Genomic DNA, 24,259 nt, shown 5'->3' on the forward strand with positions numbered 1-24,259 from the left:
CTTTTCCATCACCCAGGCCTGGTATTCAGGGGCGGATGACTACCTTGATGCAGCCGTCCTGCTTCTTCTGGAACTTCTCGTAGGCCGCTGGCGCCTCATCGATGCCGATCGTGTGGGTCATCAAGTCCATGACGCCCAGCGGATCCGTGGGGTCCTCGACGATCGGCAGCAGTTCGTCGGTCCAGTTGCGGACGTTGCACTGGCCCATGCGCGTCTGGAGCTGCTTGTCGAACATGTTCAGCAGGGGCATCGGGCTTGCCGTGCCACCGTAGACGCCGCTCAGAGAGATGGTTCCACCGCGGCGGACCGCGTCAATCGCAGCATGAAGGACCGTGAGGCGGTCAACGCCTGCGGTCTCCATTGCTTTCTTGGCAAGGGCTTCCGGTAACATATTGACTGCGTTCTGGGCGAAGGCGCCCAGCGGGGAGTCGTGCGACTCCATGCCGACGGCATCCACCACTGCGTCTGGCCCGCGGCCGTCAGTCATTTCCCGCAGTTCGTCGCCAATATCCTTGGTGAAATCGAGGGTCTCTATCCCGTGGCGTTCTGCCATGGCACGCCGTTCAGGGACCGGTTCGACGGCGATGACTCGCTGACCGAAGTGGCGTCCAATCCGTGCGGCGAACTGCCCTACCGGCCCGAGGCCGAAGACGGCGAGGGTGCCGCCGTCGGGCACGTCTGCGTACTTCACGCCCTGCCAGGCGGTGGGGAGGATGTCGGAGAGGTAGAGGTACCGCTCATCGGGCAGTTCGTGACCCACCTTGACGGGTCCGTAGTCGGCGTGGGGGACGCGCAGGAACTCGGCCTGCCCGCCCGGCACGGACCCGTACAGTTCAGAGAACCCCAGCAGGCTGGCGCCTGACCCCTGTTCGCGGACCTGGGTGGTCTCGCACTGGGACTGAAGTCCGCGCGTGCACATCCAGCAATGGCCGCACGAAATGTTGAAGGGGATGACCACCCGGTCGCCGGGGCGGAGGTTGGTTACCGCGCTCCCGACTTCCTGCACGATGCCCATCGGCTCGTGGCCCAGCACGTCGTTCTTGTGCATGTATGGGGTGAGAACTTCGTACAGGTGCAGGTCGGACCCACAGATGGCCGAGGAGGTAATGCGGACAATAGCGTCAGTGGGCTCCTGGATCACGGGATCCGGAACCTGCTCAACGCTGACGTTGCGACGGCCCTGCCATGTCACTGCCTTCATGATTTGCGCTCCATTCGGTTAGTAAGTAAGCTGACTACCTTTTCAGTATTGCCTCGATCGATCAGGAAGGAAAGCCGAGTAGGTGAATTCCCGACCGGGCAATACGCTGAATCGGTGAAATATCTGCAGTCACCCGCCGTCCGGGTTGGACTCTCGATTGCCGTCGCTACCGGCCTGTACGGAATTTCTTTCGGTGCGTTATCGGTGACCTCAGGGTTCGACCTGTGGCAGACCATGGCCCTGAGCCTGCTGTTGTTTAGTGGTGGCTCCCAGTTCGCGTTCATCGGCGTAGTGGCCGGTGGGGGCACCGGCGCTGCCGCCATGACTGCCGCATCGCTGCTGGGAATCCGCAACGCCGTGTATGGCATGCAGATGAACGCGCTGGTCCGGCCCACCGGGTGGCGGCGGTTTGTTGCGGCCCAGGTGACCATTGATGAATCGGCTGCGACCGCCAGCGGCCAAACCGACCCAACCGAGCGGCGGCTCGGGTTCTGGAGCGCGGGAATCGGCGTGTTTGTGCTGTGGAACGTCTTCACTGTGGTCGGCGCACTGCTGGGCACCGCGCTCGGAGACCCCGCGCAGTGGGGTCTCGACGGTGCTGCAGTGGCCGCGTTCCTGGGGTTGCTTTGGCCGCGGCTGAAGGCCAAGGAACCGGCGGCAATCGCAGTGGTTTGCGCGTTGGTCACCGTGGTGGCAGCGCCTCTGGTGGCGCCGGGTCTGCCCATCCTGATCGCCGCCGCCGTGGCCGGAGCCATCGGCTGGTTTGGTCACGGTCGCCCAAAAGAGGGCCTCGAGCCCGATGTTGACCCCTACGCCGACGGAGAGGCGGGCCGATGACCTTGTGGTTGTGGATCCTGCTTGCCTGCGCTCTCGCGTTTCTGACCAAACTCGCCGGGTATCTTGTTCCGGCGCGGTGGATGGACAACCCCCGAATGAACCGGGTCGCGGGCACCCTGACCATTGGGCTGCTCGCCTCGCTCACTGCGGTCAACACGTTCGCTTCGGGCCAGCAGCTTGTCCTCGATGCGAGGATTGCGGCCCTGGCCGCGGCCGCCGTTGCCTTGCTCCTGCGGGCACCGTTCCTAGTGGTAGTGCTGGCCGGCGCTGTAGCGGCAGCACTGGCCCGGTTGGCAGGAATGCCCTAACTGGTCACCGAGCTCAGCGCGCGAGGACGACGGCGGTCGCCTCTGCAATCGCTGCTTCCTCATCAGTGGGCACCACGAGGACCGGGAACGCTGACTCCTCGGTGCTGATCTGGCGGGGCGAGGCGGTCTGCTTTCGGTTCTCGGCGTCGTCAAGGTGGAGGCCAAGGGCGCCCAGACGATTCACGACGAGCTCCCTGAATTGCCAGGAGTTCTCCCCGATGCCCGCGGTGAACACCAACGCCTGTGCCCCATCGACAGCCACGTGGTATCCCCCGATGTACTTGGCGAGCCGGTAGGATGCCAGATCCAGGGCCAGCTTCGCCCTGGTATCCCCCGTGGCAGCTGAATCCACTACGGAGCGCATGTCGTTCTGCCCGGTCAGGCCTTTGAGGCCGGCGTCGCGGTTGAGGAGCTGGTCGAGGTCCTCGGCGGAGTAGCCTTCCCGGCTCAGGAACAGCAGAATCGACGGGTCAATGTCACCGGACCTGGTTCCCATCACCAATCCCTCCAGCGGGGTGAACCCCATGGAGGTATCGATACTGGACCCCGATTTAACTGCGGTGATGGAGGCGCCGTTGCCGAGGTGAGCAATGATCCCGGTGAACCCGGTGGGAGCCATCCCTAGCAGCGATGCCGCGTGGTGGGTGACATACCCAATGGAGGTGCCGTGAAAGCCGTAGCGGCGGATGCCGAACCGGGTGTACAGCTGATCGGGAACGGCGTACCGCCAGGCGTGCTCGGGCAGGGTGCGATGGAACGCTGTGTCGAAGACCGCTACCTGCGGCATGTGCGGCCATTTAGCGGTAATCGCCCTAATGCCCTGGACGTTCGCCGGATTGTGCAGCGGGGCGAGCGGGTTGAGGCGTTCGATCGCCCTGGTGATCTCGTTGTCCACCAGGACTGGTTCACTGAACCGCTCACCGCCATGCACCACTCGGTGCCCGACAGCGTCGATAGTGTTCCCCTTCAGTGCCTCTTCTACATCAGCTGTTACCCGGTCGAGGGCTGACTGGTGGTCGGCGGGGCCGCCGTGGGTCGGATCGCCGATCCGTTCCACGGTGCCGTCAGCCAGTCGTTCGCCGGAGCCGGTGTCACGCACCTGGTACTTCAAAGACGATGAGCCCGAGTTAATGACAAGAATGATCATGATGCCTCCTGCGCCTGGACAGCCGTTATGGCAACGGTGTTCACGATGTCTTCAACGGTGCAGCCCCGGGAAAGGTCATTGACAGGTTTCCGCAAGCCCTGCAGTACCGGGCCCACCGCGACGGCGCCCGCAGACTGCTGGACAGCCTTATACGTGTTATTACCCGTGTTCAGGTCGGGAAAAATGAACACCGTTGCCTGCCCCGCAACAGAAGAGCCAGGAAGCTTCGACTCGGCCACCGACGCGTCTACGGCAGCGTCGTATTGGATGGGCCCCTCGACGGGCAGGTCGGGCCGCAACTTCCGCACCAGCTCTGTGGCGCGGCGCACCTCATCCACCGCTCCGCCGGAGCCCGATTCGCCGGTCGAGTACGACAGCATTGCCACCCGCGGGTTCACGCCAAACTGCTGGGCGGTCTCGGCGGAGGCGACAGCGATGTCAGCGAGTTGCTCGTCGTTGGGGCTCGGGTTGACCGCGCAGTCGCCGTACACCAGCACCCGGTCGCGGAGCAGCATCAGGAAGACCGACGAGACGATCTTGGCCCCCTCCTTGGTCTTCACGAACTCCAGGGCTGGCCGAATGGTATTCGCCGTGGTGTGGGCTGCACCGGATACCATGCCGTCCACTCTCCCCAGCTGAACCATCATGGTACCGAAGTATGCACCTTCGAGCATACGTTCCCTGGCGTCCTCGATCGAGACGCCTTTTCGGGAGCGGAGCCTGGCGTACTCGACTGCGAACTCCTCGCGCAGTTCAGACACCGCCGGATCGATCAGGGTCAGCCCCGTCAGGTCAATGCCCTGCCCCGCCGCAAGTTCCCGGATCTTTGCCTCCGGCCCCAGGACGGTCAAGTCGCAGACGTCCCGGCGGTGCAGGATCTCCGCCGCTCGCAGAATCCGCAGATCCTCACCTTCGGGAAGGACGATGTGCCGGCGTTGGGACCGCGCCCGTTCGATCAGGTCGTGCAGGAACCGCAACGGCGTCATGGTGAGCGCCCGCGGGAGTTCCAGCCGTTCAAGAAGTTCTCGTTCATCGACCTGGCGCGCCCAGGCGCCCAGGGCTGCCGCAGCCTTGCGCCGCAGCCCAGTGGCGATCTCGCCGCGCACCTCGCTGACCCGCCGGGCGGCCGTGTACGTGTCATCGTCGACAGCGAACACAGGAAACGGAGCCTGAGCGAGGAGGGACAGAATGGTGGAATCCGGGGCCAGCCCGCCCGTCAGGATCATGCCCGAGGGAACCGGAAACTCGGCGGAGAAGGAAGAGGCAAGGGTGGCGACCATGACGTCGGCCCGATCTCCGGGGACGATCACCAGGGCACCATCGGTGAGCTTGTGCAGGAAGTTGCCCACGTTCATCGCGGCAACCTTGATCGACGCGACATCCCGTTCAAGGGTGGGGCTGCCAGCAATCTGACGCGCGCCGAGTTCCCGCGCCACCTCGCCCACTGTGGGCCGGGAGATCTCCGCCAGCTCCGGAATGACATATACGGGGCGGCCCGAACGACCAGGACGCACCTTTGCACTGATCTCGGCGACGGCGTCGTCGGCGGCCCGGTTGACCATCATGGCGAGCAGGGATACCTGAGCGGCGTCCAGTTCCCGCCGGGCGACGTCGACGGCGTCAGCAGCCTCGGACGCCGACATTTCCTTGGCATTCACCACCGCCAACACCATGGCGCCGAGGTTGTTGGCTAGACGCCCGTTGAGATCGAATTCGACGGCCGCGTCGTAGCCGCTCAGGTCGGTGCCCTCAACGATGATGACGTCACACTCCCGCGCCATCTCGCTGTAAATGGCAACACACCTGGTGTCGATTTCCTCCCGCTGCCCCTTCACCAGGAGGGCGCGTGCCTCAGCGCGAGTGAGACCGCCGCGGGCGCGGGCCGGTGGGAGATTGAAGGACCGTTTCATCAGGTTGACCATGGGGTCCGCCGTGGTGTCGTCGCCTTCGACGATGGGCCGGAAGAATCCGACCCGGTCAGCGTGGCGGTGCAGCATGTCGGCTAACCCCAGCGAGATGAGGGACTTACCTGAGCCTTCAGTCATGGCGCTGACATATATTCCTCGAGTCATTGACTCATCCTGCCAAACGGTGGGCTCGGTAGCCATGACGGCGGGCACATCGGGACGTTTTATCTAGCGGGTCCTGCCTTTTGTGTAGATGTGGCGGGTCAGGAGCTGAGCCCGCTGAGCTTTTGTGTAGTTGTGGTGGGTGGGGCGCCCTCCCACCCACCACAACTACACAAGCAAGGGCGACGACGGCGACCCGTGCCATCGCGACCCGCCACAGTTGCACAAAATCTTTCCTCGCGCCCCTTCCGCGGGGACGCCCGTATGCCAGACTTGGGTCATGCTTGTAGCCTTCTCAGTTGCCCCGGCCGGAAACGGCACCACGTCGGTCGAGAACGCCGATGGTTCAGTCCACGATGCAGTGGCTGAGGCTGTCAAGATCGTCCGGGATTCAGGCCTGGCCAACCAGACCGATTCCATGTTCACCACCATCGAGGGTGAATGGGACGAGGTGATGGACGTGATCAAACGGGCCACCGAGGCGGTCGGCAAGTATGGCAGCCGCGTGTCATTGGTCCTCAAGGCCGACATCCGGCCGGGCTACAGCGGTGAGCTCACCGGTAAGGTGGAGCGCCTTGAGCAGGCCATCGACGAGATGGATGAGTACCAAGGCCATTCATGACCGAGTGGGCCGCCGTCCTGGCGGCCGACGGTGACCAGGCTGTGCAGGGCACCCGCGGTGCCCTTGAGCTGCTGGGCGGTCTGCGCCGGACGGCCCAGCACGAGGCGCGGTCCAATTTGGCGTGACCGCCCAGGTTCAGGATGCACCCGGTAGAGATGCTTGACCTGTCGGGCGGCTAGCATGACATTTATGCCCACCATCACGATCCGGCCGTGCGCCCCCGCCGAGGTTGAAACAGCCCTCCGGATGAAAAACCTGGTCTGGGTGCTCGAAGGCAATTGCCGCGCCATCGCCTTCTGCCGGAAGCTCGGTTTCGAACCCGACAGGGCACAGGAGCAGTTGTCGCCCCGCTGGCACCGTCAGGTCGAGATTCGCATGGCACGCCAGTAATGGGCAGGCAACGGCCGGCGCGACCCGGCGCTTCGAAAACGCAACCGGAAAGTGCCGAGTCGGGTCCGGTTGCCGGCACCTACTCCATCGATACCGGCACCTGCGAGGTGGAACCGGATCCATTCAACCCCAACGGCTGGATCCTCAAAGTCAACGGGGTGCCGAGTTCCCACATTGATCTCAGCGACCCCCTGCGTTTGGATTTCGAGTACATGCGGTGGATCGCGGCACTGGTTGAATCGCAGCGGCGTGACGGTGGGTCTCTTCGCGTCCTCCATCTGGGCGGCGGAGCCTGCTCGCTGGCTCGGTATTTCGCTGCAGCCGAGCCAGCGGCCCGGCAGGTGGTAGTGGAACTCGATGGCAAGCTCGCCGGGTTGGTGCGTGACTGGTTCGATCTGCCGCGGGCGCCGCTGGTACGCATCAGGGTGGGGGAGGCCCGCGCGGTGACCGAGTCGCTGACCGCAGGCAGCCGGAACCTCATCATCCGTGACGTCTTTGCCGGCAGTACCACGCCCCAGCCGTTAACCACCCGTGAGTTCACCCAACACGCCAAGCGGGTGCTCAGCAACGATGGCCTGTACCTGGTCAATTGCGGGGATTCACCGGATCTCGCTGGCGCCCGTCGTGAAGCCGCGACCATTGGCGAAGTCTTCACCCACACGGCGATCGTCGCCGATCCGGCGATGCTGAAGGGGCGCCGGTACGGCAATGTGATTATTGCTGGCAGCGACGTTCCCCTGGCCCAGGATCCGGGGCTGGCACGGGTCCTGCTTGGGGGAGGGGTGCCCGCCCAGGCGTGGGACGACGCCCGGGTCAGGAAGTTCTGCAATGGAGCGCAGGTGTTATCCGATCAATAGATTGCGACGAATGCAGTTGCTGGTTCACCCACGTCAGTGAGGCGCCCATCTTCCTTGAGGCCCGCGAGCAGGTTGAACGTGAGAAGTCGGTCAACTACGGCGTGCTTGAGGTTGTCCGGAAGTACCCCAAGGGAATCCTCGGCGCCATGGGCCTGCGCTTCGCCGAAAATATCCTCTACTACATCATCGTCAGCTTCTCGATTGTGTACCTAAAAACTGTTCACGAGTACGACACCAGCCAGCTACTCCTCGCCCTGCTGATCGCCCACGTGGTCCACTTTTTGGTGATCCCTCAGGTAGGCCGGCTATCCGACCGCTTTGGCCGCCAGCCGGTGTACCTGGCTGGTGCAATCCTTGGCGCGACCTGGGCGTTCTTTGCCTTCCCGATGTTCGACACCCAGGACCCGGTGATCATCATTCTGGCCGTCACCATCGGCCTGTGCTTCCACGCGCTGATGTACGCGGGCCAGCCCGCCATCATGGCCGAAATGTTCCCCACCCGGATGCGCTACTCGGGAGTTTCCCTCGGCTACCAGGTGACCTCGATCATCGCCGGATCGATGGCGCCGATCATCGCCACGGCCATCCTGCAGCAGACCGGTTCGTGGGTGGGAGTCGCGCTGTACGTCCTGGGCGCCTGCGTGGTAACCGCCATCGCCGTCGTCACCCTCCGTGAAACCAAGGGCATCTCGTTGCGCGACGTCGATGCCGAGGACGCTGAACGGCACGGCATCAAGGTTCTGAAGGGCAACTGACCCATGGCGCACCCAACACAGTTTGACGACGGCGTAGCGTCGGTCCGTGAAGCGGACGCTAGGCTGGCTCACCCCCTCGCTGGCCGTCGGGCACTGGTCACCGGCGCGGCCAGTGGAATTGGGGCTGCCACAGCCCGCCTGCTGGCAGCGCAGGGCGCCTCCGTGATCATCGCGGACCGCGACGGCGACGGCGCTGCGGCTCTTGCACAGGAGATCGACGGCGAGCCATGGACGGTTGACCTGCTGCAGACGGGTGGCCTGGAAGACCTCACCCTCGACGTCGACATCCTGGTGAACAACGCAGGAATCCAGACGGTCAGCCCCATCCACGAGTTCGACCCGGCGGATTTTCGGCGTATCCACACGCTCATGCTGGAGGCTCCGTTCCTGCTGATTCGCGCCGTGCTGCCCGGAATGTACAGCAGAGGATTCGGGCGGGTCATCAACCTGTCCTCAATCCACGGTCTGCGGGCGTCACCGTTCAAATCCGCCTACGTCTCCGCGAAGCACGGGCTGGAGGGACTGTCCAAGGTGACTGCGCTTGAGGGTGGGCCACACGGGGTCACCAGTAACTGTGTGAATCCCGGCTATGTCAGGACCCCGCTGGTCGAAAACCAGATCGCCGACCAGGCACGGCTCCACGGGATCAGCGAGGATGACGTGCTGTCCACCATCATGCTGACGGAGAGCGCCATCAAACGGATGGTGGAGCCGGAAGAGGTGGCCGGGCTGGTGTGCTGGTTGGCATCGGACACCGCAGGGATGGTCACCGGTTCGTCCTATGTGATGGACGGCGGTTGGTCGGCCCGCTGACCCCCAAACCAGCCTGGGCTGGCGCCTGTTTCCGGCGCCAGCCCAGGCCTACCGCAGGCCCAGTAGCAGTTCGATCGGTCCGATTCCGAAGAACACCACGAACGCGCCTGCGACAGCCCACATCAGCGGGTGGATTTCCCGGGCCCGGCCCTGGAAGGTGCGCACGAGGACGTACGCGATGAATCCGGCTCCGAGACCGTTGGCGATCGAGTAGGTAAACGGCATCAGGATGAAGGTCAGGAACGCCGGGATGGCAACACCCCAGTCCTCCCAGTCGATCCGGCCCACCTGGGCCACCATCATGAACCCGACGACGACGAGCGCCGGGGCCACCGCTTCGAACGGCACCAGGGAGATCAGCGGGGTGAAGAACATTGCGAGCAGGAACAGCACACCGGTGACGATGTTGGCGATACCGGTGCGGGCGCCCTCACCGATACCGGCGCCGGACTCGACGTAAATCTGGTTGGAGGATACCGACCCGGCGCCGCCAGCAACGGCGCCGAGGGCGTCGACGATGAGCACTCGGTTGACGCCGGGGATGTTGCCCTTACTGTCAACGAGCTTTGCCTCATTGGCCAGGCCCACCATGGTTCCCATCGCGTCGAAGAAAATGCTCAGCAGGATGGTGAACGTCAACAGCAGGGCAGCGGTGGCCCCGATGGAGCTGAAAGCTCCGAACAGGCTGACGTTACCGATCAGCGACAGGTCCGGTATGCCAACCCAGGACCCGGTGGGAAGTTCGGGAACCACCAGGGACCAGCCCTGCGCATTGGCGCCGTCGGGGCCAACGCTGGGCCCCACATTGGCCATCGCCTCCACCACGACGGCGAGAATGGTGGAGGCGATGACGCCGATCAGGATTCCGCCGCGTACCTTGCGGACCACGAGGGCAATGGTGAGAATCAAGCCGAACACAAACACCAGGGTGGGCCAGCCCAGCAGGGCGCCCTCAAAACCGAGGCCTACCGGGACGGTGGTTTGAGCGACGTCGGGGACCCGGCGGACGAACCCTGCATTGACCAGGCCAATCAAGGCGATGAACAGGCCGATGCCGACCACGATGGCGGTCTTCAGGCTCTCCGGGACGGCGTTGAAAACAGCTGTCCGGAATCCGGTGAGGACCAGGATCAGCATGGTGAGGCCAGCCAGCACCACCAGGCCCATCACCTGCGGCCAGGTCAGTTCGGGGTTGGTGGCGACGGTGATGGCGACGAACGCGTTCACACCGAGCCCGGTGGCAAGGGCGAACGGGTACTTGGCCCAGGCGCCCATCACAATGGTCAGGATTCCCGCCACGAGGGCAGTCACTGCGGCGACCCGTTCGAATCCCAGTTCGGCACCCGAGGAATCGGCCCCGGCTAGGATCAAGGGGTTCAGGACCACGATGTAGCTCATGGCGAAGAAGGTGGCTACCCCGCCGCGGATTTCCCGCGCGTAGGTGCTGCCGCGTTGTGAGACTTCGAAATAGCGGTCCAGTACGGAACCCTTTTTGAGCATGGTCATTCCTTGAACGATGGGGGTGGTCTGCGGGATGAGTCTATCCGCTGCACGCGGTGGGTACTTCCGTGTGACGTGGGCTGGTTGTCGCCGCCAGGGGGCCGACGTCGTCGTCGTCGCGGTGTGGAATCTGGACCGGCGGGGGCAAAGTGGAAATGCGGGGTGGAAATGTCGGTCACCGATGTCCAGATTGACCACCCCTGCGGCGGCGTATCGGCTCACTCGGGCCTCATCACCCCTTCCAGCCGACTGCCAGCCCCGGCACGTAGAGTTGAAGCATGAGTACCACCTACCGCGCCGCGACCACGGCCGTCCACCATTCCGTCCTGAGGGTTACCGCCCTGTTAGCCGCGATGCTGATGGTCGCGTTGATGGCGACGCTCGGTTCCGCCCCATCGGCCAGCGCCCACGACGAGCTCGTCGGCAGCAATCCCGAGTCCGGAGCGAGCGTCGAGGCACTTCCAGCGGCGGTGGAGTTGACGCTTTCCAGTGTGCCGTCGGGAATCGGCTCGGAGGTGGAGATCCTCGATGCGGACGGCGAGAACTGGGCGCAGGGCGACGTCTCGATCGTTGACCGCATAGCGAGCCAGCCGGTCAAAGCAGGTGCTCCAGCTGGGGAATACACGGTCAACTGGCGCGTGGTTTCCTCGGACTCCCATCCAATCGAGGGCACCTTTGCGTTCACGGCGGCCGCCGCGAGCGCAGGGCAAACCCCCGGCGCCTCGGTAGGGACACAGGGACCAATCGAAATAGTGCAGGCCGAGCAAACCTCCGACGGGGAGTTTCCCTGGAGCATCGTGGTGATGGTAATGGTTCTGATCGCACTTGCTGTGGTCCTGGCCGTCACCGCACGCAAGAAGCTGCGTCAGGGCGCGGACTCGTAGCACCAGCGCCGGCTAGGCGCCTAACACCCGCGGCTTGGGTAGCAGCGATGGATGTTGCACGATCGCCGTGCTCACCAGTTTCGCCTGCCGAACAATCTCGCGGGTGGTCGGGCTAAGGAGTTCACCGACCCCCACCAGGTGAAGGCCAATCGCCTGCGCCGCTGCCTTCAGATCCTGTCCCACAGCAAGGCCGAGGGACAGGAGGAAGCGTCGGAGCTGGTTCTGGGGGTACTTGGTCAGGACCACATGGTCTGCCAGCAGGACGCCGCTGCCCGTCTGGACCGCCCATTTCTTCGAGCCCAGCACCGGGGCGGACAGTAATTGCGAATGGCCCACCACGCAGAGGTTTTCAGCAATCGTGCTGTGTCTGATGTCCAGTGAATGGCTGCTAGCGTAGCCGCGCAGCAGCCGAAGCAGCTCCGTCCGCTCTGACAGGGAAACCGAATCGGTCATGACCGTCCGGGACAACTGACCGGTGTCGACCGATTCCATGCATTCAACCACGATTGATTCGATGCCCCGCCGGCTGAGCTCACTGGCGACAGCTAATCCAGAAAGTCCCGACCCGATGACCACCGTAGTGGTGAGCTCCGCGCCGCCGTGCGCGTCTGAACGCATGGACACGGAGCCGGGCATCGGCAAACTCACAGGGTAAACCTCCGGAGGGAAGGAGTAATTCCGCACGGCCCGGCGCCTCTTCCGGGCCGTGCGGACACTTGGCTGCGAACGGGTCAACCAAGCGCACTTCGTAGCCTGTCCGAACCAATTGCAGATCGGACAAGTAACGATTTCTCGAAGCCTATATAACTTTGGCCACGGTGAATAGTCCTGCGCGGGAGAGTAGGCTTTGAAATAGTTCGACGGCGGTCTCCGACCGCCGCCCGAACGCAGCAAATAGTGACCGCAGAGAGGCGTAGCCATGGAAAAGGCACAGTCCGGGAATGGTGTGAATAGTCTCTACGGTAGCGGGATAGTGGTCGGTGTGGACGGCTCCGACCAAAGCCAGTGCGCCCTGGTCTGGGCGGCGCATGAGGCGGCCCGCAGAGGCACCCGTTTGAGTGTGGTCACCGCCTATACGGTTCCGGTGTTTGCCGCTTCCAGCATGGACGCTGGCTATGCCACCATTGACGACGCCGTCATCCGTGAGGGCGCAGAGGCGGTACTCAACCAGGCCGTCGCACGAGTCGAAGGCCTTCCCGTCGAGATCGACCCAAGGGTTGAATCCGGGGATGCCGCTGGGGTATTGCTGGAACTGTCGGAGGAGGCCGAACTGATCGTTGTCGGCTCCCGCGGCAGGGGAGGATTCGTTGGGCGCCTTCTGGGCTCGGTTAGCAGTGCGGTGCCTGCCCATGCCAAATGCCCCACCGTAGTAATTCCGCTCTGTGCTGCACGCCGATATGACGATGTTGGGGTTGAGCCGCCCAAAACGAAGGGGGAGCTCGGCTTAACGGCCGACGAAGTGGAGCATGTGGTGGTGGTGGGAGTTGACGGCTCGGAGCAGGCCCGGATGGCTTCGCTCGCTGCCGCTGAGCAGGCTGTCTCACGGGGGATGCCGCTGCGCGTGGTCTGCTCGCTACCTCCCTTTACGGGATCCCTGGCCTGGGTTCCGGCGCCGTTGGACCGCGAAGCGCTCCACGCTGACATTAACGTCTCGCTGAATGCGGGGAAGGCCTGGTTGCAGAGCCACTTCCCAGGCTTGGAGATCTCAGTTGAGCTACTCGATGGTCCGCCGGTTGAGGTGCTGATTGAGAACTCGCGGACTTCAGAGTTGTTAGTGGTGGGAACGCGGGGACGGGGTGGGTTCGCTGGAATGCTTCTTGGCTCCACAAGCCAGGGAGTGCTCCATCACGCCAAGGGGCCAGTGCTCGTGGTTCCTGACAGCAATGATCCGCGGCTGCTTGATCGCGAGAACTTCGGGCCGATGGTAGCCCCGCCCAGCTAGTACACCGCTCGGGGCTGGGAGGCTCAAAGCGATTCGGTTAGAACCTGGCGACCATCGGGTACAGGTTAGGCATGCCACCCATGTGCGCCAGATCGGTGACAAGAATGCCTTGCGACTCGTTGAGCGCATTGACTACCTTGTTGTTGCCGATGTAAATACCGACGTGGTAGAAATTCCCAGGTGAACCCCAGAACACCAGATCGCCGGGTTGCGCCTGGGCGAGCGGGACCTGGTTGGAACTTGCCGCGTACTGGGCGGTGGCCACCCGTGGCAAGGAGATGCCGGCTGAAGCGAAAGCTTTCTGTACCAGCCCCGAGCAGTCGAAACCGCGCGGTCCTGCTCCTCCCCACTGGTAGAAGTTAGGCGAGCCGGTCTTCGACATGGCGAAGCTGATTGCTGCTGAGACCGAGCCACCGTTCGAGGGTGGCGGTGCGGGAGCGGGAGCAGGCGCCGGGGCTGGTGCGGGAGCGGGTGCTGGTGCTGGTGCGGGCGCTGGTGCTGGTGCGGGCGCCGGGGCTGGTGCGGGTGCGGGGGCTGGTGCGGGCGCCGGGATTGGTGCGGGAGCGGCTGCCGACGGGCGCGACGAAGGGGTATCGGATGGCGCTGGCGCAGGCGCAGGCGTTACGGGGCGGTTGACCGCCGGCCTGCTGGAGCCGGGTGCCGGCGGAAGGATCGTGGCGGGCGCGGCTTGCTGCACGGCTACCGGGGCGTCATTGGATGGTCGCGCTGCAGACTCCGTGGCGCGCTCCGACTCGGCGATAATCTTGGCGAGTTCCAGTTCGCGCTGCTGGGCCTCCAGTCCGGAGATACGTTGTTCCTCGAGCGCCGCAGTGGTGTTGCGCAGCGACGCGAGTTGCTTAACCAGGATGGTGCGCTCGGCCTGTCGTTCTTTGACCTGGCGTTCCGCCGCATCGGTGGCTCGCTTGTTGTCTTCCCCCGCCAGTCGGGCGGTCTCAGTCGCGACTGCCGCGGCCTGCCGGGCAGCAGTGGCATCGACGCGCAGCGCTTCCCAGGTCTTGGCCGCGGTTTGGGCGTTTGTAAAGGTGGTCGCACGGTTTGCCGACAAGCCGTACATGGTTGAGGCCCGTGACAACAGTTCATCGGGGTTTTCGCCGCTGAGGAGCAAGGTCATTCCGGGGGTGACCCCGCCCGCGCGGTACAGGTCGCCGGCTAGTTGCCCCACCTGGACTGACGCGGCGTCGTGGGTCAATGCTGCCTCGTCCGCGAGTGCCGTGGTGGCTTCAGCCGTTGCGCGTCGTTCGTCGAGGGAAGCAAGTGCGTCGACATAGGCGCCCTGGGACTGCATCGCGGCCGTTTGGGCATCCTGAAGGTTTGAGGTTGCTGTTGCGAGGATGCCTTCAATGTCGCCCACAAGGGCTGCTTTCGCCGTCGTGCTGGCCAGTGCGGTAGCGATTTCATCCGGTGTGGGGATGACAGCTGAGGCGATGCCAGCGGTGGCGGGGGCTGCGATCGAGGGGGTGAGCCCTACCCCGGAGAGGAGGACTGCCGTGGCAAGAACCCCGGATGCTTTCAAGGAGCGCATGCGCCGCTTTCCTGATGACTGCACTATTCCCCAAATCCTCGCGCGGCGTATTACACAACAGTCACGACAATAAGGGGATGTATGTCACTTTAGCAACACTGGTCACACACGTACCATAAACAACAACCGTGTCATTTGGTGGCATAAGGCGTCGGCGTGTCGCTTATTGCCCGCCAGATCAGGCATGTTGACGGCTTTCATGGACCGCGTGCTCGGCTGGCTCAAGCTGGAAGGTGCAGTGCTGGGTATCGAAGTGGTTACGAAGGCAATGGGTTAGCCGGTCGAGCACCTGATCCACTCCCTCGGCGTTGAGCGTTGCGCCGTCCACCACGACGTGCGCCGAGAAGACCGGGACGCCTGAGGTAATGGTCCAGGCATGAATGTCGTGAACGCCCACCACGCCGCGAACCCCCAGGATGTGGCTGCGAATCATCTCGGAGTCAACACCCTTCGGTGCTGACTCAAGCAGCACGTTAATGACGTCCCGCAGGAGACTCCAGGCCCGGGGCAGGATCATCAGGGCGATTGCTATCGACGCGAGGGCGTCTGCCGGGAGGTAGCCGGTCATCGCAATCACGACGGCGGCGATAATGACCGCCATTGAACCCAGCAGGTCACCCAGCACCTCCAGGTAGGCGCCGCGGAGGTTGAGGCTTTCGGTTTGTCCCCGACGGAGGATGAGTAGGCAGGCAAGGTTGGCAACGGCTCCAACCACCGCTGTCACAATCATCACGTCGGAGCGAATGTCGGGAGTCGTGTTGAAACGGCGCAGCGCTTCGATGAGAATGACGACGGCGATCACCACCAGAATGATCGCATTCGCCAGGGCAGCGAGGACTTCGGCCCGCTGGTACCCGTAGGTACTTCTTTGGGTGGCTGGCCGGCTAGCTATCCAGGAGGCGAAGAGGGCAATTGAGACCCCCGCCGCGTCGGAGAGCATATGACCTGCATCGGCGAGGAGGGCCAGGGACCCGGACCAGATGGCTCCGACCACCTGCACAAAGACAACCGCCAGGGTGATGCCGACGACGACGATGAGCTTCCGGCGATGCCTCCCCGTAGCCGTCCTCTGAGGTAATCCATGATCGTGCGCGTTCATGCAGTCAAGTATCCGCCGTTTGGGGCGCCCGAAGCGAGTCGGAAGTTATCCCCAGCCCAGCTCGTGCAGACGCTCGTCGTCAATGCCGAAGTGATGGGCCACCTCGTGGATGACGGTGATGAGAATTTCCTCGATAAGTTCATCACGGGTCCCGCAGTGACGGAGCAGCGGCTGGCGAAAGATGCTAATGCTATCCGGCAGGGATCCCGCCCCCCACCAGGAGTCGCGTTCGGTGAGGGGGGTGCCTTCGTAGAGTCCCAGCAGGCCGGGGTCGGGGGCCTCGCCGGGACCCGGCTCATATTCTTCGCGGACGAAAATCGCCACATTGTTCATCATGCGCGTCAAATCCTCGGGAATCTGGTCGATCGCGTCATCCACGGCAGACTCGAAATCTTCAAGGTTCATCTCGATGGGCACACAGTCGACTGTACCGGGGCTGCGCCGGGGCCGGTTTTGTGGAATCGCGACGCAGGCCCTATAGTTTTATAGGTCCACGACAGGGGAGAATTACTTGCCTAATGTGGTCCTGGCCCCCATCGTCTAGCGGCCTAGGACACCGCCCTTTCACGGCGGCGGCACGGGTTCGAATCCCGTTGGGGGTACGCAAGAGCAGATTGATTCGGAGCACTTCGAGGCGGTCAGAAAGCAGCTGAGATGCTGGTAGGCTAAAACTCTTGCAAAAAAGCAAGGCCCTGTAGCGCAGTTGGTTAGCGCGCCGCCCTGTCACGGCGGAGGTCGCGGGTTCAAGTCCCGTCAGGGTCGCTCAGGTTGACTGGTTTCGGCTGGTTGACCGCAGTGACTGTCGTAGGATAGTTGCACGGCTCTGTAGCTCAGTTGGTAGAGCGTTCGACTGAAAATCGAAAGGTCACCGGATCGACGCCGGTCGGAGCCACCAGCTAAAACCCCGCGGTTCCCAGTGTCTACACGGGAGCTGCGGGGTTTTTCGTTGCTGACTGCGAGGATCAGCTATTTTCTGGGGCAACTAGGCTGTCTTCTTCTTCCTCCAGAGCAGGAGCATCCTTGAGCCCCTCGGGGCTTGCATCAATGTCCTCCACCGGAGATTTGGGGCGCGATGAGCCCTCCTCGCCGGACGTGCCCGAAGCATTTTTCTGCGTGCTTTCAGTTTTGCCCTCGAGGTCATTGCCGTCGGTGGCTTTGGAGTCGTCATCGCTCATGGTGGTCTGCCCGTCTAGTGATTGATGTGCTGAGGTATCGTGCGTTAGAAGATTTTCGACGCCGATTCCCTAGACCGTGTCGGGGCGGGTGTCGTCGTCCTGGTTCTGAAACGGCGTGTCCTCGACCTTGGCTGGGTTTCCGCCGCTGGGGCCGGTGGTTGCGCCCTTCGCGTCGTCGGCCTTGTCACTGCGGTGCAGTGCACCGGTGACGGTCTCCTTGGCCTTCTTGACGGCGTCGCCAGCCTGTTCCTGCACCTCGGGCATCTTGTGCTTCAAGGTGGAAGCGGTGTCAGCGACGGTTTCCTGTACCTTCGGGTTGTTCCACAGCTCGTCTGCTTTGGTCTTCAGCTTTTCGTAGCTTTCCCGGCCGGCACGCGAGCCGAGCACATAGCCGGCGGCCATGCCTGCTGCGAATACAAGTTTGTTCTTCATGATGGTGCTCCTGTCTAATCGTCCAAGGGTTTCCAAGGAAGGGTTGTCAGCTTGAATCTATCCGATTCGCCGAACAATCTCATCAGCAACCTTAGTTTATGTTCGGATCGGCCGACAGATGTACGACATTTGGTCTTCAACGTCGCCCAGCATTCAATGCCAACTGCAATTCGAACCGGACCTGCGGGCTCTCGAGTTCGTCACCGAAGACCTCCCGCAGCTGGGCTAGCCGGTAGCCCACCGTCTGGGGATGAATCTGCAGCTCAACGGCGATCGGGGCGCGCTGACCCCAATGCTTTAGCCAGGACAACAGGGTCTGCACCAGCCGTTCCCGCTGGGCGGGGCGCATTCCATCCAGCGGCGCCAGCCGCCGCTGGGCCAGTTCGGTGATTGCCGTGGGTTCGGCGCCGAGAATTACTTCCGCCAGATGCTCGTCAGCCCAGACCGGGGGGTCCGTCGCCCCCTCCCGCGGTGGAAAAACCGTGGACGCAAGGACTGCCAGCCGCAGTGAATCAGGGACACGCTCCCAGCCGCAGGCCGGTCCGATGGCCGCTGACCGCCCCGCCAACGCCGTCGACAGCTGGCGCCGTGCGAGCGGGGTATCCCGGGTAGGGATCAGGACCACCGCATCGGTCTCCCGCTCGACCAGCAGGGAACCAGGATCAAGCTGGCGGCGCAGCCCGGCGGCCCGGTCGAGTGGTAGCGTCACTACTGTCAATTGCGCGGGCAATGCCCAATCAGCCATCGACGCCGCCTGCCGCAGCGCCGCTTCATCGGCTTGCCCCAGCAAGAGCAATTCCAGCAGCTCGGTCCGCCGTCGGTCGACAGCCCCCGCGCGCTCGGACTGCTCATACGCGTAGGCCTCGGCGCTCACGGCAGACAGCTCATCGATGTACGCGAGGATTGACTCACCCAGGTTCACCACCACGTCAAGTCCCAAATCCTGTGTCAGAGAGATCCTCGACATCTCACGGAACGTCACCCGTGCGCCCATCCGGTAGGCGCTCAGCAACGCGTCCATGCTGCGTCCCTGCCTGAACTCTCCGCTGCCGAGCCCGGCCACCAGCGCCCTGCTCTCCTCGGACAGGGCTGGCAGCCTCGTGCCTGGGAGTTGCAGAAAACGTTCAAGTGCGACGGCCACCCCTCGGCGTAGACCTCTACCAAACCGACCCTCAATGGGGCGCGCATAGGTCGGAACCAGTTGTGGCACCGCTTCGATGATCGCCTCGACCACGCCTGGCATCATCGGCCGCAATAGGGCACTGATCTCCTCCGGAAGGGCAAGCCAGGGTGGTTCCAACGCAATACTCGCGGCGTCAGGCGGTCTCGAACTCATGGAATGCCTCAAAGATTGTCTCGCCAGGATAGTTTTCTTCGCTCAATCGTATGTCCTGCTAGGAGAACTTTGGCTGTGAATATCCTAGAATTGGAGGATGATTCGGCTCCGTCGGTTGGCCCACGCCGCATCCGTCCTCACCACTCCTCTCACCGCAGAAGATATTCTTGCTCTCTTCAACCCGGTGTACTCGAGTCGTCAGCTGCGCGGTGTGGTTACTAAAGTCATGTCCGAAACTCCTGACTCGGTCACCATCCACTTCCATCCCGGGCGGGGCTGGAAAGCCCATCAAGCCGGCCAATGGGCGCGGATTGGGGTGGAACTGAACGGTGTCCGCCACTGGCGTTCCTATTCACTGAGCGCGGCCGCCGGTGAGGACCCAGCAATTACCGTCACCGATGCCGGAGCGGTTTCCGGGGTGCTGGTGCGCAACACCAAACCAGGTGACGTCCTCTTTCTGGCGCCACCACAGGGCGAGTTTGTGCTCCCTGAGCACCCGCGGCCGCTGCTGATGCTGACGGCTGGTAGTGGGATCACCCCGGTGATGTCCATGGTGCGCACCCTGGTTCCGCGTCGTCCTGACGCCGACGTCGTCCTGATTCACTCAGCCCGGACACCCGGCGACAGCCTGTTCCGTGAAGAGCTGAACGAACTGGCCGACCAATTTTCCAACCTTCGCGTCACCCACCTCTTCACCGGCGAACGGGGTCGGCTGGACTTCGGCTCCGATGCCGATCTCGGTGAGCTGTGCCCGGACTGGCGGGATCGGGCGGCCTACGCTTGCGGTCCCGAAGGGTTCCTGGACGAAGCCGAGGCACTCTGGGCCTCCCAGCCCGCGCTGGCAGCGGATGAGGGTGCCACGGAACGAAGCACTCTCACCATTGAACGGTTCAGCACCAATCTCGCTGGCGGCGACGGGCACGACGGCGGACTGGTTCAGTTCGAGGCGTCCGACCGCGAGGTTGAGGCCGACGGCGATACGCCACTGCTCGACGTCGGCGAAGACGCCGGCGTGCTGATGCCTAGCGGATGCCGGATGGGCATTTGTCATAGTTGTCTCACCCCGTTGCGCGCCGGCCAGGTACGCGATCTTCGTACGGGGGAAGTTCATGGGGAACCTGGCCAACTAATTCAGACGTGCGTTTCGGCAGCGGCCGGACCCGTTAACCTGGACCTCTAAGGAGCACCACCGTATGACGACACTAACTGAACGCACCGAAACCAAGCCTGCCGTTACCCGACCCGGGGCGCTCGCCGCAACCGGGCACCCGTTGGTGCGGCCACCGGCTGCGGCGCACCTGTCCGACGAGCAGGTAGCGGAGCTGGGCCGGGAGCTTGATGCGATCCGGGATGAGGTGTTGGCAAAACGCGGAGCCACTGACGCGGCGTACATTCGGCGGGTCATCAAGGTGCAGCGCGGGTTGGAAATTGCTGGCCGTGCATCTCTGCTGGTGGGACGCAACAAGGCCGCCTGGGTGGCTGGGACAGCAATGCTCAGCGTCGCAAAGATCCTTGAGAACATGGAAATTGGTCACAATGTCCTCCACGGGCAGTGGGACTGGATGCGGGATCCTGACATCCACTCCACCACCTGGGAGTGGGACTTCGTGACCCCCGCCAGGTCGTGGCAGCACACCCACAATGACCTCCATCACCGCTGGACCAATGTGGTCGGCAAGGACCGCGACGTCGGCTACAACCTGCTGCGGATGGACGCGGATCAGCCGTGGACCCCATTCAACCTGGGCAACCCGCTGTACAACGCCATCCTGGCCCCGGTTTTTGAGTGGGGAATCGCGCTCTATGACCTGGAAATTCCCGAGTACCAGGAGGGCCTGAAGTCCAAGGAGGACATGTCGCGGGACCTTAAGGCGGTTGGCGTCAAAGCGGTCAAGCAGTTCACCAAGGATTACGCTGCTACGCCGGCCGTCGCGATGCTCACCGGGTCAGGAAAGCAGGCCCTGTACGGCACGCTCGCGGCCAACGCGATCCGCAACGTCTGGGCGCACGCGGTCATCTTCTGCGGACACTTCCCGGAGGGTACTGACACGTTCACCGAGGAAATGGTTGAGGGTGAAACCCGCGGTGACTGGTACGTCCGCCAGATGATTGGTTCTGCCAACATCTCCGGGTCGAAGCTTATGCACCTGATGACCGGCAACCTGTCGCACCAGGTGGAGCACCACTGTTTCCCCGACTTGCCGTCTAACCGGTACGCGGAAGTGGCCGTAAAGGTCAAGGAAATCTGTAACCGCTACGGACTGCCGTACACCACCGGCCCGCTTCCCAAACAGGTGGCCTCCACCTGGGCCAAGGTTTTCAAGCTTGCACTTCCCGACACCGGCCGGTTTTCGCTGCGGAAGAAGGCGACCGCCTAACCGGTCGCTGAGTACACGTTACTTAACGTGCGAGTGCCCCGGTCAGGGAGAAGACCGGGGCACTCGCACGTTAAGTAACGTGTCAGTGGGTAGCCAACCGGATTAGGAGTTCGCTGGGTGTTGAGGTCGCGTGTCACAGTAGGTGCCGGGTGTGTACTGGCATTTTCGCTCGCCGCCTGCGGAGTCGCCGCCCCGGAGACAGCCGGCACCGCCATCGAACTTCCCGAGACTGCCACCGAGACCCCCACCGCTGAAACCACCGAACCGTCGCCGAATTCCCTCTGGGACACCGCAGGACCGGACGCGTCGTCCTCGTCGCCAAAGAATTCGGGCAGCACCGAAGCAGCCGATACCAGCACCGAAGATTGCGTCATTGTGGCTGCCGGGGTGGCATCAATCCTGCTGGCGCCACTGAGTTTCATGGGGACCTCGGACGATGAAGCCGTTGAGCGTCTTCACGATCAGATCAACGATGTGCAGTCCATGGTTCCGTCAGCGCTCGCCAGCGATTTCGATCGTCTGCAGGATGTCCTCACGGCCAGCACCGAGGACGGGGGAAGCTTCGACGAAAGCGCCTACCGGGACGCAGTCGAACCCATTGAGGACTGGCTTCATCAGCACTGCAACAAGTCTCTTCCGTAGGCCACACCCACAGCCTTCCCACAACCGTGCCTTCCTCGGCAGCTAACCGTTAGGCTGAGCACAACGAAAGGGGTGCACAGCAGATGGATGAGAACCGGATACCACCGCCCAGCAGCCGACCGCTTGACCGCCAACCGGAAGTTCCCGGCGGAGCGCAGGCAATCACTCAAGATCTCGACGCGACGGGTGGGAGGACCACCATCGCTGACCCGGCTGTGGCTAAGGTCGTGGCCATCGCGGCGCGGAAAGTGCCAGGCGTGTACAGTCTCGGGGCAGCCTCCGGCCGGGCGCTCGGCGCGATCCGGGACGTCGTCGGTGGCGGCGACCTGAGCCAGGGCGTGCAGGTCGAGGTAGGAGAAACCCAGGTGGCGGTGGATATTGTCCTGGTGGCCGAATACGGCCACCCGCTCACGGGAGTCGCCGACCAGGTTCGCGCGGCCGTCTATCAGAGCATCCACGACCTCGTAGGCCTGCAGGTAATTGAGGTGAATGTCGAAATCAGCGATGTTCACGTACCGGGCCTCAACGACCCCAAGAGTCCCGACAAATCCCGTTCCGCAGCAAGTTAGGCCGCCACAATGACTCCCACAATAGTTGGCATAGCGCTGGGCATTGTCCTGGCATTCACCGCACTGATCTTCGGGTTCTGGGGTTTCCTCCTCATGAGCTTGTTTGTAGGGGTGGGGGTCCTGCTGGGCAGGGTTGCCGAGGGCAAACTGGACCTGGGCAGCGTCCGTGACGCCCTCACGGGCCGACGCTCGTCCTCGTGAGCGCCGCGCCTCCGGGTCTCGCCGGGCACAATCGGATCAGCGCACAGGCGCTGACCAGCACGGCGCGGGCGGTTGCCGCCGATATCTTCGACATTCCAGCCCAGCAGATCCGGGCTAGCTGGTCCGATGATCAGGGTCTGCTGGCCCTCCGGCTGGCCCTACCCATAGCCGTCCCGCCACTGACCCGCATCGTCAGAGATCCGTCGCTGGTCAGCGGGTTTGGCGGATCAATCTGGGACCGCACCCACGCAGCAAAAGCGCTTATCCTCCAACGGGTGACACAGCTGAGCGGATCACAACTCAGCCGCGTGGACATCAGAATCACCGGGATCAAACTCGCCGAGAGTGGGCGCGTCAAGTGAACCCACGGATCACTCAGCTGACCCGGAAAGTCGAGCGCCGTGAACTGCATTCCTCGCGGGCACTACCCTCGGTTGCCGCCGCAACCCTAATCACCCTCGGCTGTCTGTACGTGATGTTCGAGGCTGCCTTGAAGGCGACCGGCCAGGACGCCTGGCTGGCCAGTCCGGGTCAGGCGGCAGACTGGCTGGTAACCCTGCCCGGCGCCGTCCAACCGACGCTTCTGGTGGCAGCGGGACTGCTGCTCTTTCTCATCGGCCTGCTCTTCTTCCTCAACGCAGTGCTGCCGGGACGCCGGGCCCGCCACTCGATCCCCAACCCACGGACCGCGGTCGTCGTTGACGCCGAGGTGCTCGCCTCTGCGCTGGCCCGCCGTGCACGGATCGCTGCCGGGGTGACCCCTGATCAGGTAATGGTGACAGTGGGGCGCCGCGCCGTCGACGTTCAGGTGCGCCCGACGTCGGGCGCACCTGTCAACGTCGACGCCATCCGGGGTGCCGTCGAGGGCGAACTGCGGCTTACCTCGGTGGAACCGGTCCCCGCCGTGCGGGTAGCTATTGCCCCTTCGGGGGTGATTGGCCAGTGAACCAGACCCCACGTATTCTCAACCGGCTGCTGCTGGGGTTGTTCGGTGCGGTATTGATGGCCGTCGGTGCCACTGTGGCCCTGCTAACGGTCCCTGCCGTGGCGACCTGGTGGCGATCCGCTGTCTCAGGGCTCAACCGGTCAATAAACGACGTGCTCGAACGGACCACCCTCGCCGGCCAGCAGGACAGCTGGTTGTGGATTGTGGTGGCGCTGGTGATGCTGTTGGTGGTGGTCCTCATGGTGGCCTGGGTCGCGGCGCAGGGCCGCGGGCGCTCCGGGACGCTGGTGCAGGAGAAGGGTCCCGAGGGGTCCGACGGCGCCGGCCGGGTCACGATCAACGGGGCGGTGGCAGAGCAGGCTTTGAAGGCTGCGCTGCAGGAACGCGGTGACCTGGTGAATGCAGCGGTCACCACCTACGATTTTGATGGGGAACCGGCCCTGCGGATCAGGGTGTTCCCGCGATCGGGAGTCTCGCCGCATGAGGTGGCCTCCGAGGTCACCGACCTGGTTGAAGCCCTCGACCTGCTCGTGGGACGCCAGACGCCGGTGCTGATCAGTATCAGCTCCGGCGCCCGGACCCGCTTCACCCGGACGGAACGGGTGCGCTGAGG

The 24,259-nt window shown here is 63.6% G+C and carries 28 protein-coding genes, 3 tRNA genes and 1 pseudogene; 21 read left to right on the forward strand and 11 right to left on the reverse strand.

Annotation, left to right across the window (positions count from 1 at the left end):
• Positions 1 to 25: 25 nt before the first annotated feature.
• Positions 26 to 1,201, reverse strand: coding sequence for a zinc-dependent alcohol dehydrogenase (locus tag ACX80A_RS05425; RefSeq protein WP_459258658.1), 1,176 nt, complete (start codon positions 1,199 to 1,201; stop codon positions 26 to 28).
• A gap of 114 nt (positions 1,202 to 1,315) precedes the next feature.
• On the opposite strand from ACX80A_RS05425, the gene ACX80A_RS05430 reads away from it, so the two are divergent.
• Positions 1,316 to 2,038: an AzlC family ABC transporter permease gene (locus tag ACX80A_RS05430; protein WP_459258659.1), complete on the forward strand. Its 723-nt coding sequence runs from the start codon at positions 1,316 to 1,318 to the stop codon at positions 2,036 to 2,038.
• Positions 2,035 to 2,346, forward strand: coding sequence for an AzlD domain-containing protein (locus ACX80A_RS05435; protein ID WP_459258660.1), 312 nt, complete (start codon positions 2,035 to 2,037; stop codon positions 2,344 to 2,346). Before ACX80A_RS05430 ends, ACX80A_RS05435 begins: the two co-directional genes overlap by 4 nt.
• 13 nt (positions 2,347 to 2,359) lie before the next feature.
• On the opposite strand, the gene ACX80A_RS05440 is transcribed toward ACX80A_RS05435, so the two are convergent.
• Both ACX80A_RS05440 and pta read right to left on the reverse strand, forming a co-directional pair.
• Positions 2,360 to 3,493 (reverse strand): acetate kinase, encoded by a 1,134-nt coding sequence (locus ACX80A_RS05440; protein WP_459258661.1) that lies wholly within the window; start codon positions 3,491 to 3,493, stop codon positions 2,360 to 2,362.
• Positions 3,490 to 5,565, reverse strand: coding sequence for a phosphate acetyltransferase (gene pta / locus ACX80A_RS05445; protein WP_459258662.1), 2,076 nt, complete (start codon positions 5,563 to 5,565; stop codon positions 3,490 to 3,492). Before pta ends, ACX80A_RS05440 begins: the two co-directional genes overlap by 4 nt.
• 277 nt (positions 5,566 to 5,842) lie before the next feature.
• Here pta and ACX80A_RS05450 point away from each other — a divergent pair, with 277 nt between their 5' ends.
• From ACX80A_RS05450 to ACX80A_RS05475, 6 genes and pseudogenes are all read left to right on the forward strand, one after another.
• A complete protein-coding gene (locus ACX80A_RS05450) occupies positions 5,843 to 6,184 on the forward strand; it encodes a thiamine-binding protein (RefSeq protein ID WP_459258663.1) in 342 nt (113 codons plus the stop codon).
• On the forward strand, positions 6,181 to 6,309 hold the full coding sequence (locus ACX80A_RS05455; protein ID WP_459258664.1) for a hypothetical protein: 129 nt from the start codon (positions 6,181 to 6,183) through the stop codon (positions 6,307 to 6,309). Before ACX80A_RS05450 ends, ACX80A_RS05455 begins: the two co-directional genes overlap by 4 nt.
• 64 nt (positions 6,310 to 6,373) lie before the next feature.
• Positions 6,374 to 6,574 (forward strand): N-acetyltransferase, encoded by a 201-nt coding sequence (locus ACX80A_RS05460; protein WP_459258665.1) that lies wholly within the window; start codon positions 6,374 to 6,376, stop codon positions 6,572 to 6,574.
• Positions 6,574 to 7,431, forward strand: a complete 858-nt coding sequence (locus ACX80A_RS05465) for a spermidine synthase (RefSeq protein WP_459258666.1) — start codon at positions 6,574 to 6,576, stop codon at positions 7,429 to 7,431. Before ACX80A_RS05460 ends, ACX80A_RS05465 begins: the two co-directional genes overlap by 1 nt.
• Positions 7,432 to 7,457: 26 nt before the next feature.
• A pseudogene (locus ACX80A_RS05470) lies at positions 7,458 to 8,186 on the forward strand (MFS transporter); the annotation flags it as partial.
• Between the two features lie 3 nt (positions 8,187 to 8,189).
• Positions 8,190 to 8,999: a 3-hydroxybutyrate dehydrogenase gene (locus ACX80A_RS05475; RefSeq protein WP_459258667.1), complete on the forward strand. Its 810-nt coding sequence runs from the start codon at positions 8,190 to 8,192 to the stop codon at positions 8,997 to 8,999.
• A 48-nt stretch (positions 9,000 to 9,047) separates the two neighbouring features.
• Here ACX80A_RS05475 and ACX80A_RS05480 read toward each other — a convergent pair whose 3' ends face one another.
• Positions 9,048 to 10,499 (reverse strand): NCS2 family permease, encoded by a 1,452-nt coding sequence (locus ACX80A_RS05480; protein WP_459258668.1) that lies wholly within the window; start codon positions 10,497 to 10,499, stop codon positions 9,048 to 9,050.
• Positions 10,500 to 10,777: 278 nt separating this feature from the next.
• Here ACX80A_RS05480 and ACX80A_RS05485 point away from each other — a divergent pair, with 278 nt between their 5' ends.
• The gene (locus ACX80A_RS05485) at positions 10,778 to 11,383 is read left to right on the forward strand and encodes a copper resistance CopC family protein (RefSeq protein ID WP_459258669.1); all 606 of its coding nucleotides are present in this window, start codon (positions 10,778 to 10,780) and stop codon (positions 11,381 to 11,383) included.
• 12 nt (positions 11,384 to 11,395) lie between these two features.
• On the opposite strand, the gene ACX80A_RS05490 is transcribed toward ACX80A_RS05485, so the two are convergent.
• Entirely contained in the window at positions 11,396 to 12,031 is a 636-nt protein-coding gene (locus tag ACX80A_RS05490; protein ID WP_459258670.1) for an FAD-dependent monooxygenase, read from the reverse strand.
• A gap of 271 nt (positions 12,032 to 12,302) precedes the next feature.
• On the opposite strand from ACX80A_RS05490, the gene ACX80A_RS05495 reads away from it, so the two are divergent.
• On the forward strand, positions 12,303 to 13,325 hold the full coding sequence (locus ACX80A_RS05495; RefSeq protein ID WP_459258671.1) for a universal stress protein: 1,023 nt from the start codon (positions 12,303 to 12,305) through the stop codon (positions 13,323 to 13,325).
• Between the two features lie 37 nt (positions 13,326 to 13,362).
• Here the strand turns inward: ACX80A_RS05495 and ACX80A_RS05500 are convergent, their stop codons facing one another.
• The 3 genes from ACX80A_RS05500 to ACX80A_RS05510 form a co-directional block, all read right to left on the reverse strand.
• Positions 13,363 to 14,868 (reverse strand): C40 family peptidase, encoded by a 1,506-nt coding sequence (locus ACX80A_RS05500; protein ID WP_459258672.1) that lies wholly within the window; start codon positions 14,866 to 14,868, stop codon positions 13,363 to 13,365.
• Between the two features lie 178 nt (positions 14,869 to 15,046).
• Positions 15,047 to 15,967 carry a cation diffusion facilitator family transporter gene (locus tag ACX80A_RS05505; RefSeq protein ID WP_459258673.1) on the reverse strand — a complete coding sequence of 307 codons (921 nt, stop codon included), beginning with the start codon at positions 15,965 to 15,967 and terminating at the stop codon, positions 15,047 to 15,049.
• 45 nt (positions 15,968 to 16,012) lie between these two features.
• Positions 16,013 to 16,372, reverse strand: a complete 360-nt coding sequence (locus tag ACX80A_RS05510) for a metallopeptidase family protein (protein WP_459258834.1) — start codon at positions 16,370 to 16,372, stop codon at positions 16,013 to 16,015.
• 124 nt (positions 16,373 to 16,496) lie between these two features.
• On the opposite strand from ACX80A_RS05510, the gene ACX80A_RS05515 reads away from it, so the two are divergent.
• From ACX80A_RS05515 to ACX80A_RS05525, 3 genes are all read left to right on the forward strand, one after another.
• A tRNA-Glu gene (locus tag ACX80A_RS05515) sits at positions 16,497 to 16,569 on the forward strand.
• An 86-nt stretch (positions 16,570 to 16,655) separates the two neighbouring features.
• Positions 16,656 to 16,729, forward strand: a tRNA-Asp gene (locus tag ACX80A_RS05520).
• Between the two features lie 57 nt (positions 16,730 to 16,786).
• Positions 16,787 to 16,862 (forward strand) — tRNA-Phe (locus tag ACX80A_RS05525).
• A 67-nt stretch (positions 16,863 to 16,929) separates the two neighbouring features.
• Here the strand turns inward: ACX80A_RS05525 and ACX80A_RS05530 are convergent.
• From ACX80A_RS05530 to ACX80A_RS05540, 3 genes are all read right to left on the reverse strand, one after another.
• On the reverse strand, positions 16,930 to 17,142 hold the full coding sequence (locus ACX80A_RS05530) for a hypothetical protein (RefSeq protein ID WP_459258674.1): 213 nt from the start codon (positions 17,140 to 17,142) through the stop codon (positions 16,930 to 16,932).
• Between the two features lie 69 nt (positions 17,143 to 17,211).
• Positions 17,212 to 17,574, reverse strand: coding sequence for a YtxH domain-containing protein (locus tag ACX80A_RS05535; protein ID WP_459258675.1), 363 nt, complete (start codon positions 17,572 to 17,574; stop codon positions 17,212 to 17,214).
• A gap of 136 nt (positions 17,575 to 17,710) precedes the next feature.
• On the reverse strand, positions 17,711 to 18,910 hold the full coding sequence (locus ACX80A_RS05540) for a PucR family transcriptional regulator (RefSeq protein ID WP_459258676.1): 1,200 nt from the start codon (positions 18,908 to 18,910) through the stop codon (positions 17,711 to 17,713).
• Between the two features lie 97 nt (positions 18,911 to 19,007).
• On the opposite strand from ACX80A_RS05540, the gene ACX80A_RS05545 reads away from it, so the two are divergent.
• From ACX80A_RS05545 to ACX80A_RS05580, 8 genes are all read left to right on the forward strand, one after another.
• Positions 19,008 to 20,090: a ferredoxin reductase gene (locus ACX80A_RS05545; RefSeq protein WP_459258677.1), complete on the forward strand. Its 1,083-nt coding sequence runs from the start codon at positions 19,008 to 19,010 to the stop codon at positions 20,088 to 20,090.
• 13 nt (positions 20,091 to 20,103) lie between these two features.
• Positions 20,104 to 21,288, forward strand: a complete 1,185-nt coding sequence (locus tag ACX80A_RS05550) for a fatty acid desaturase family protein (protein WP_459258678.1) — start codon at positions 20,104 to 20,106, stop codon at positions 21,286 to 21,288.
• A 117-nt stretch (positions 21,289 to 21,405) separates the two neighbouring features.
• Positions 21,406 to 21,930 (forward strand): hypothetical protein, encoded by a 525-nt coding sequence (locus ACX80A_RS05555; protein ID WP_459258679.1) that lies wholly within the window; start codon positions 21,406 to 21,408, stop codon positions 21,928 to 21,930.
• Between the two features lie 83 nt (positions 21,931 to 22,013).
• Positions 22,014 to 22,499 carry an Asp23/Gls24 family envelope stress response protein gene (locus tag ACX80A_RS05560; RefSeq protein ID WP_459258680.1) on the forward strand — a complete coding sequence of 162 codons (486 nt, stop codon included), beginning with the start codon at positions 22,014 to 22,016 and terminating at the stop codon, positions 22,497 to 22,499.
• A 9-nt stretch (positions 22,500 to 22,508) separates the two neighbouring features.
• Positions 22,509 to 22,700: a DUF2273 domain-containing protein gene (locus tag ACX80A_RS05565; protein WP_459258681.1), complete on the forward strand. Its 192-nt coding sequence runs from the start codon at positions 22,509 to 22,511 to the stop codon at positions 22,698 to 22,700.
• On the forward strand, positions 22,697 to 23,062 hold the full coding sequence (locus ACX80A_RS05570; RefSeq protein ID WP_459258682.1) for a hypothetical protein: 366 nt from the start codon (positions 22,697 to 22,699) through the stop codon (positions 23,060 to 23,062). The genes ACX80A_RS05565 and ACX80A_RS05570 overlap by 4 nt, the downstream gene beginning before the upstream one ends.
• A complete protein-coding gene (locus ACX80A_RS05575) occupies positions 23,059 to 23,646 on the forward strand; it encodes a DUF6286 domain-containing protein (RefSeq protein WP_459258683.1) in 588 nt (195 codons plus the stop codon). Before ACX80A_RS05570 ends, ACX80A_RS05575 begins: the two co-directional genes overlap by 4 nt.
• Positions 23,643 to 24,257 (forward strand): hypothetical protein, encoded by a 615-nt coding sequence (locus ACX80A_RS05580; RefSeq protein ID WP_459258684.1) that lies wholly within the window; start codon positions 23,643 to 23,645, stop codon positions 24,255 to 24,257. Before ACX80A_RS05575 ends, ACX80A_RS05580 begins: the two co-directional genes overlap by 4 nt.
• Positions 24,258 to 24,259: the final 2 nt, after the last annotated feature.

The organism is Arthrobacter sp. TMN-50, from assembly GCF_054511125.1.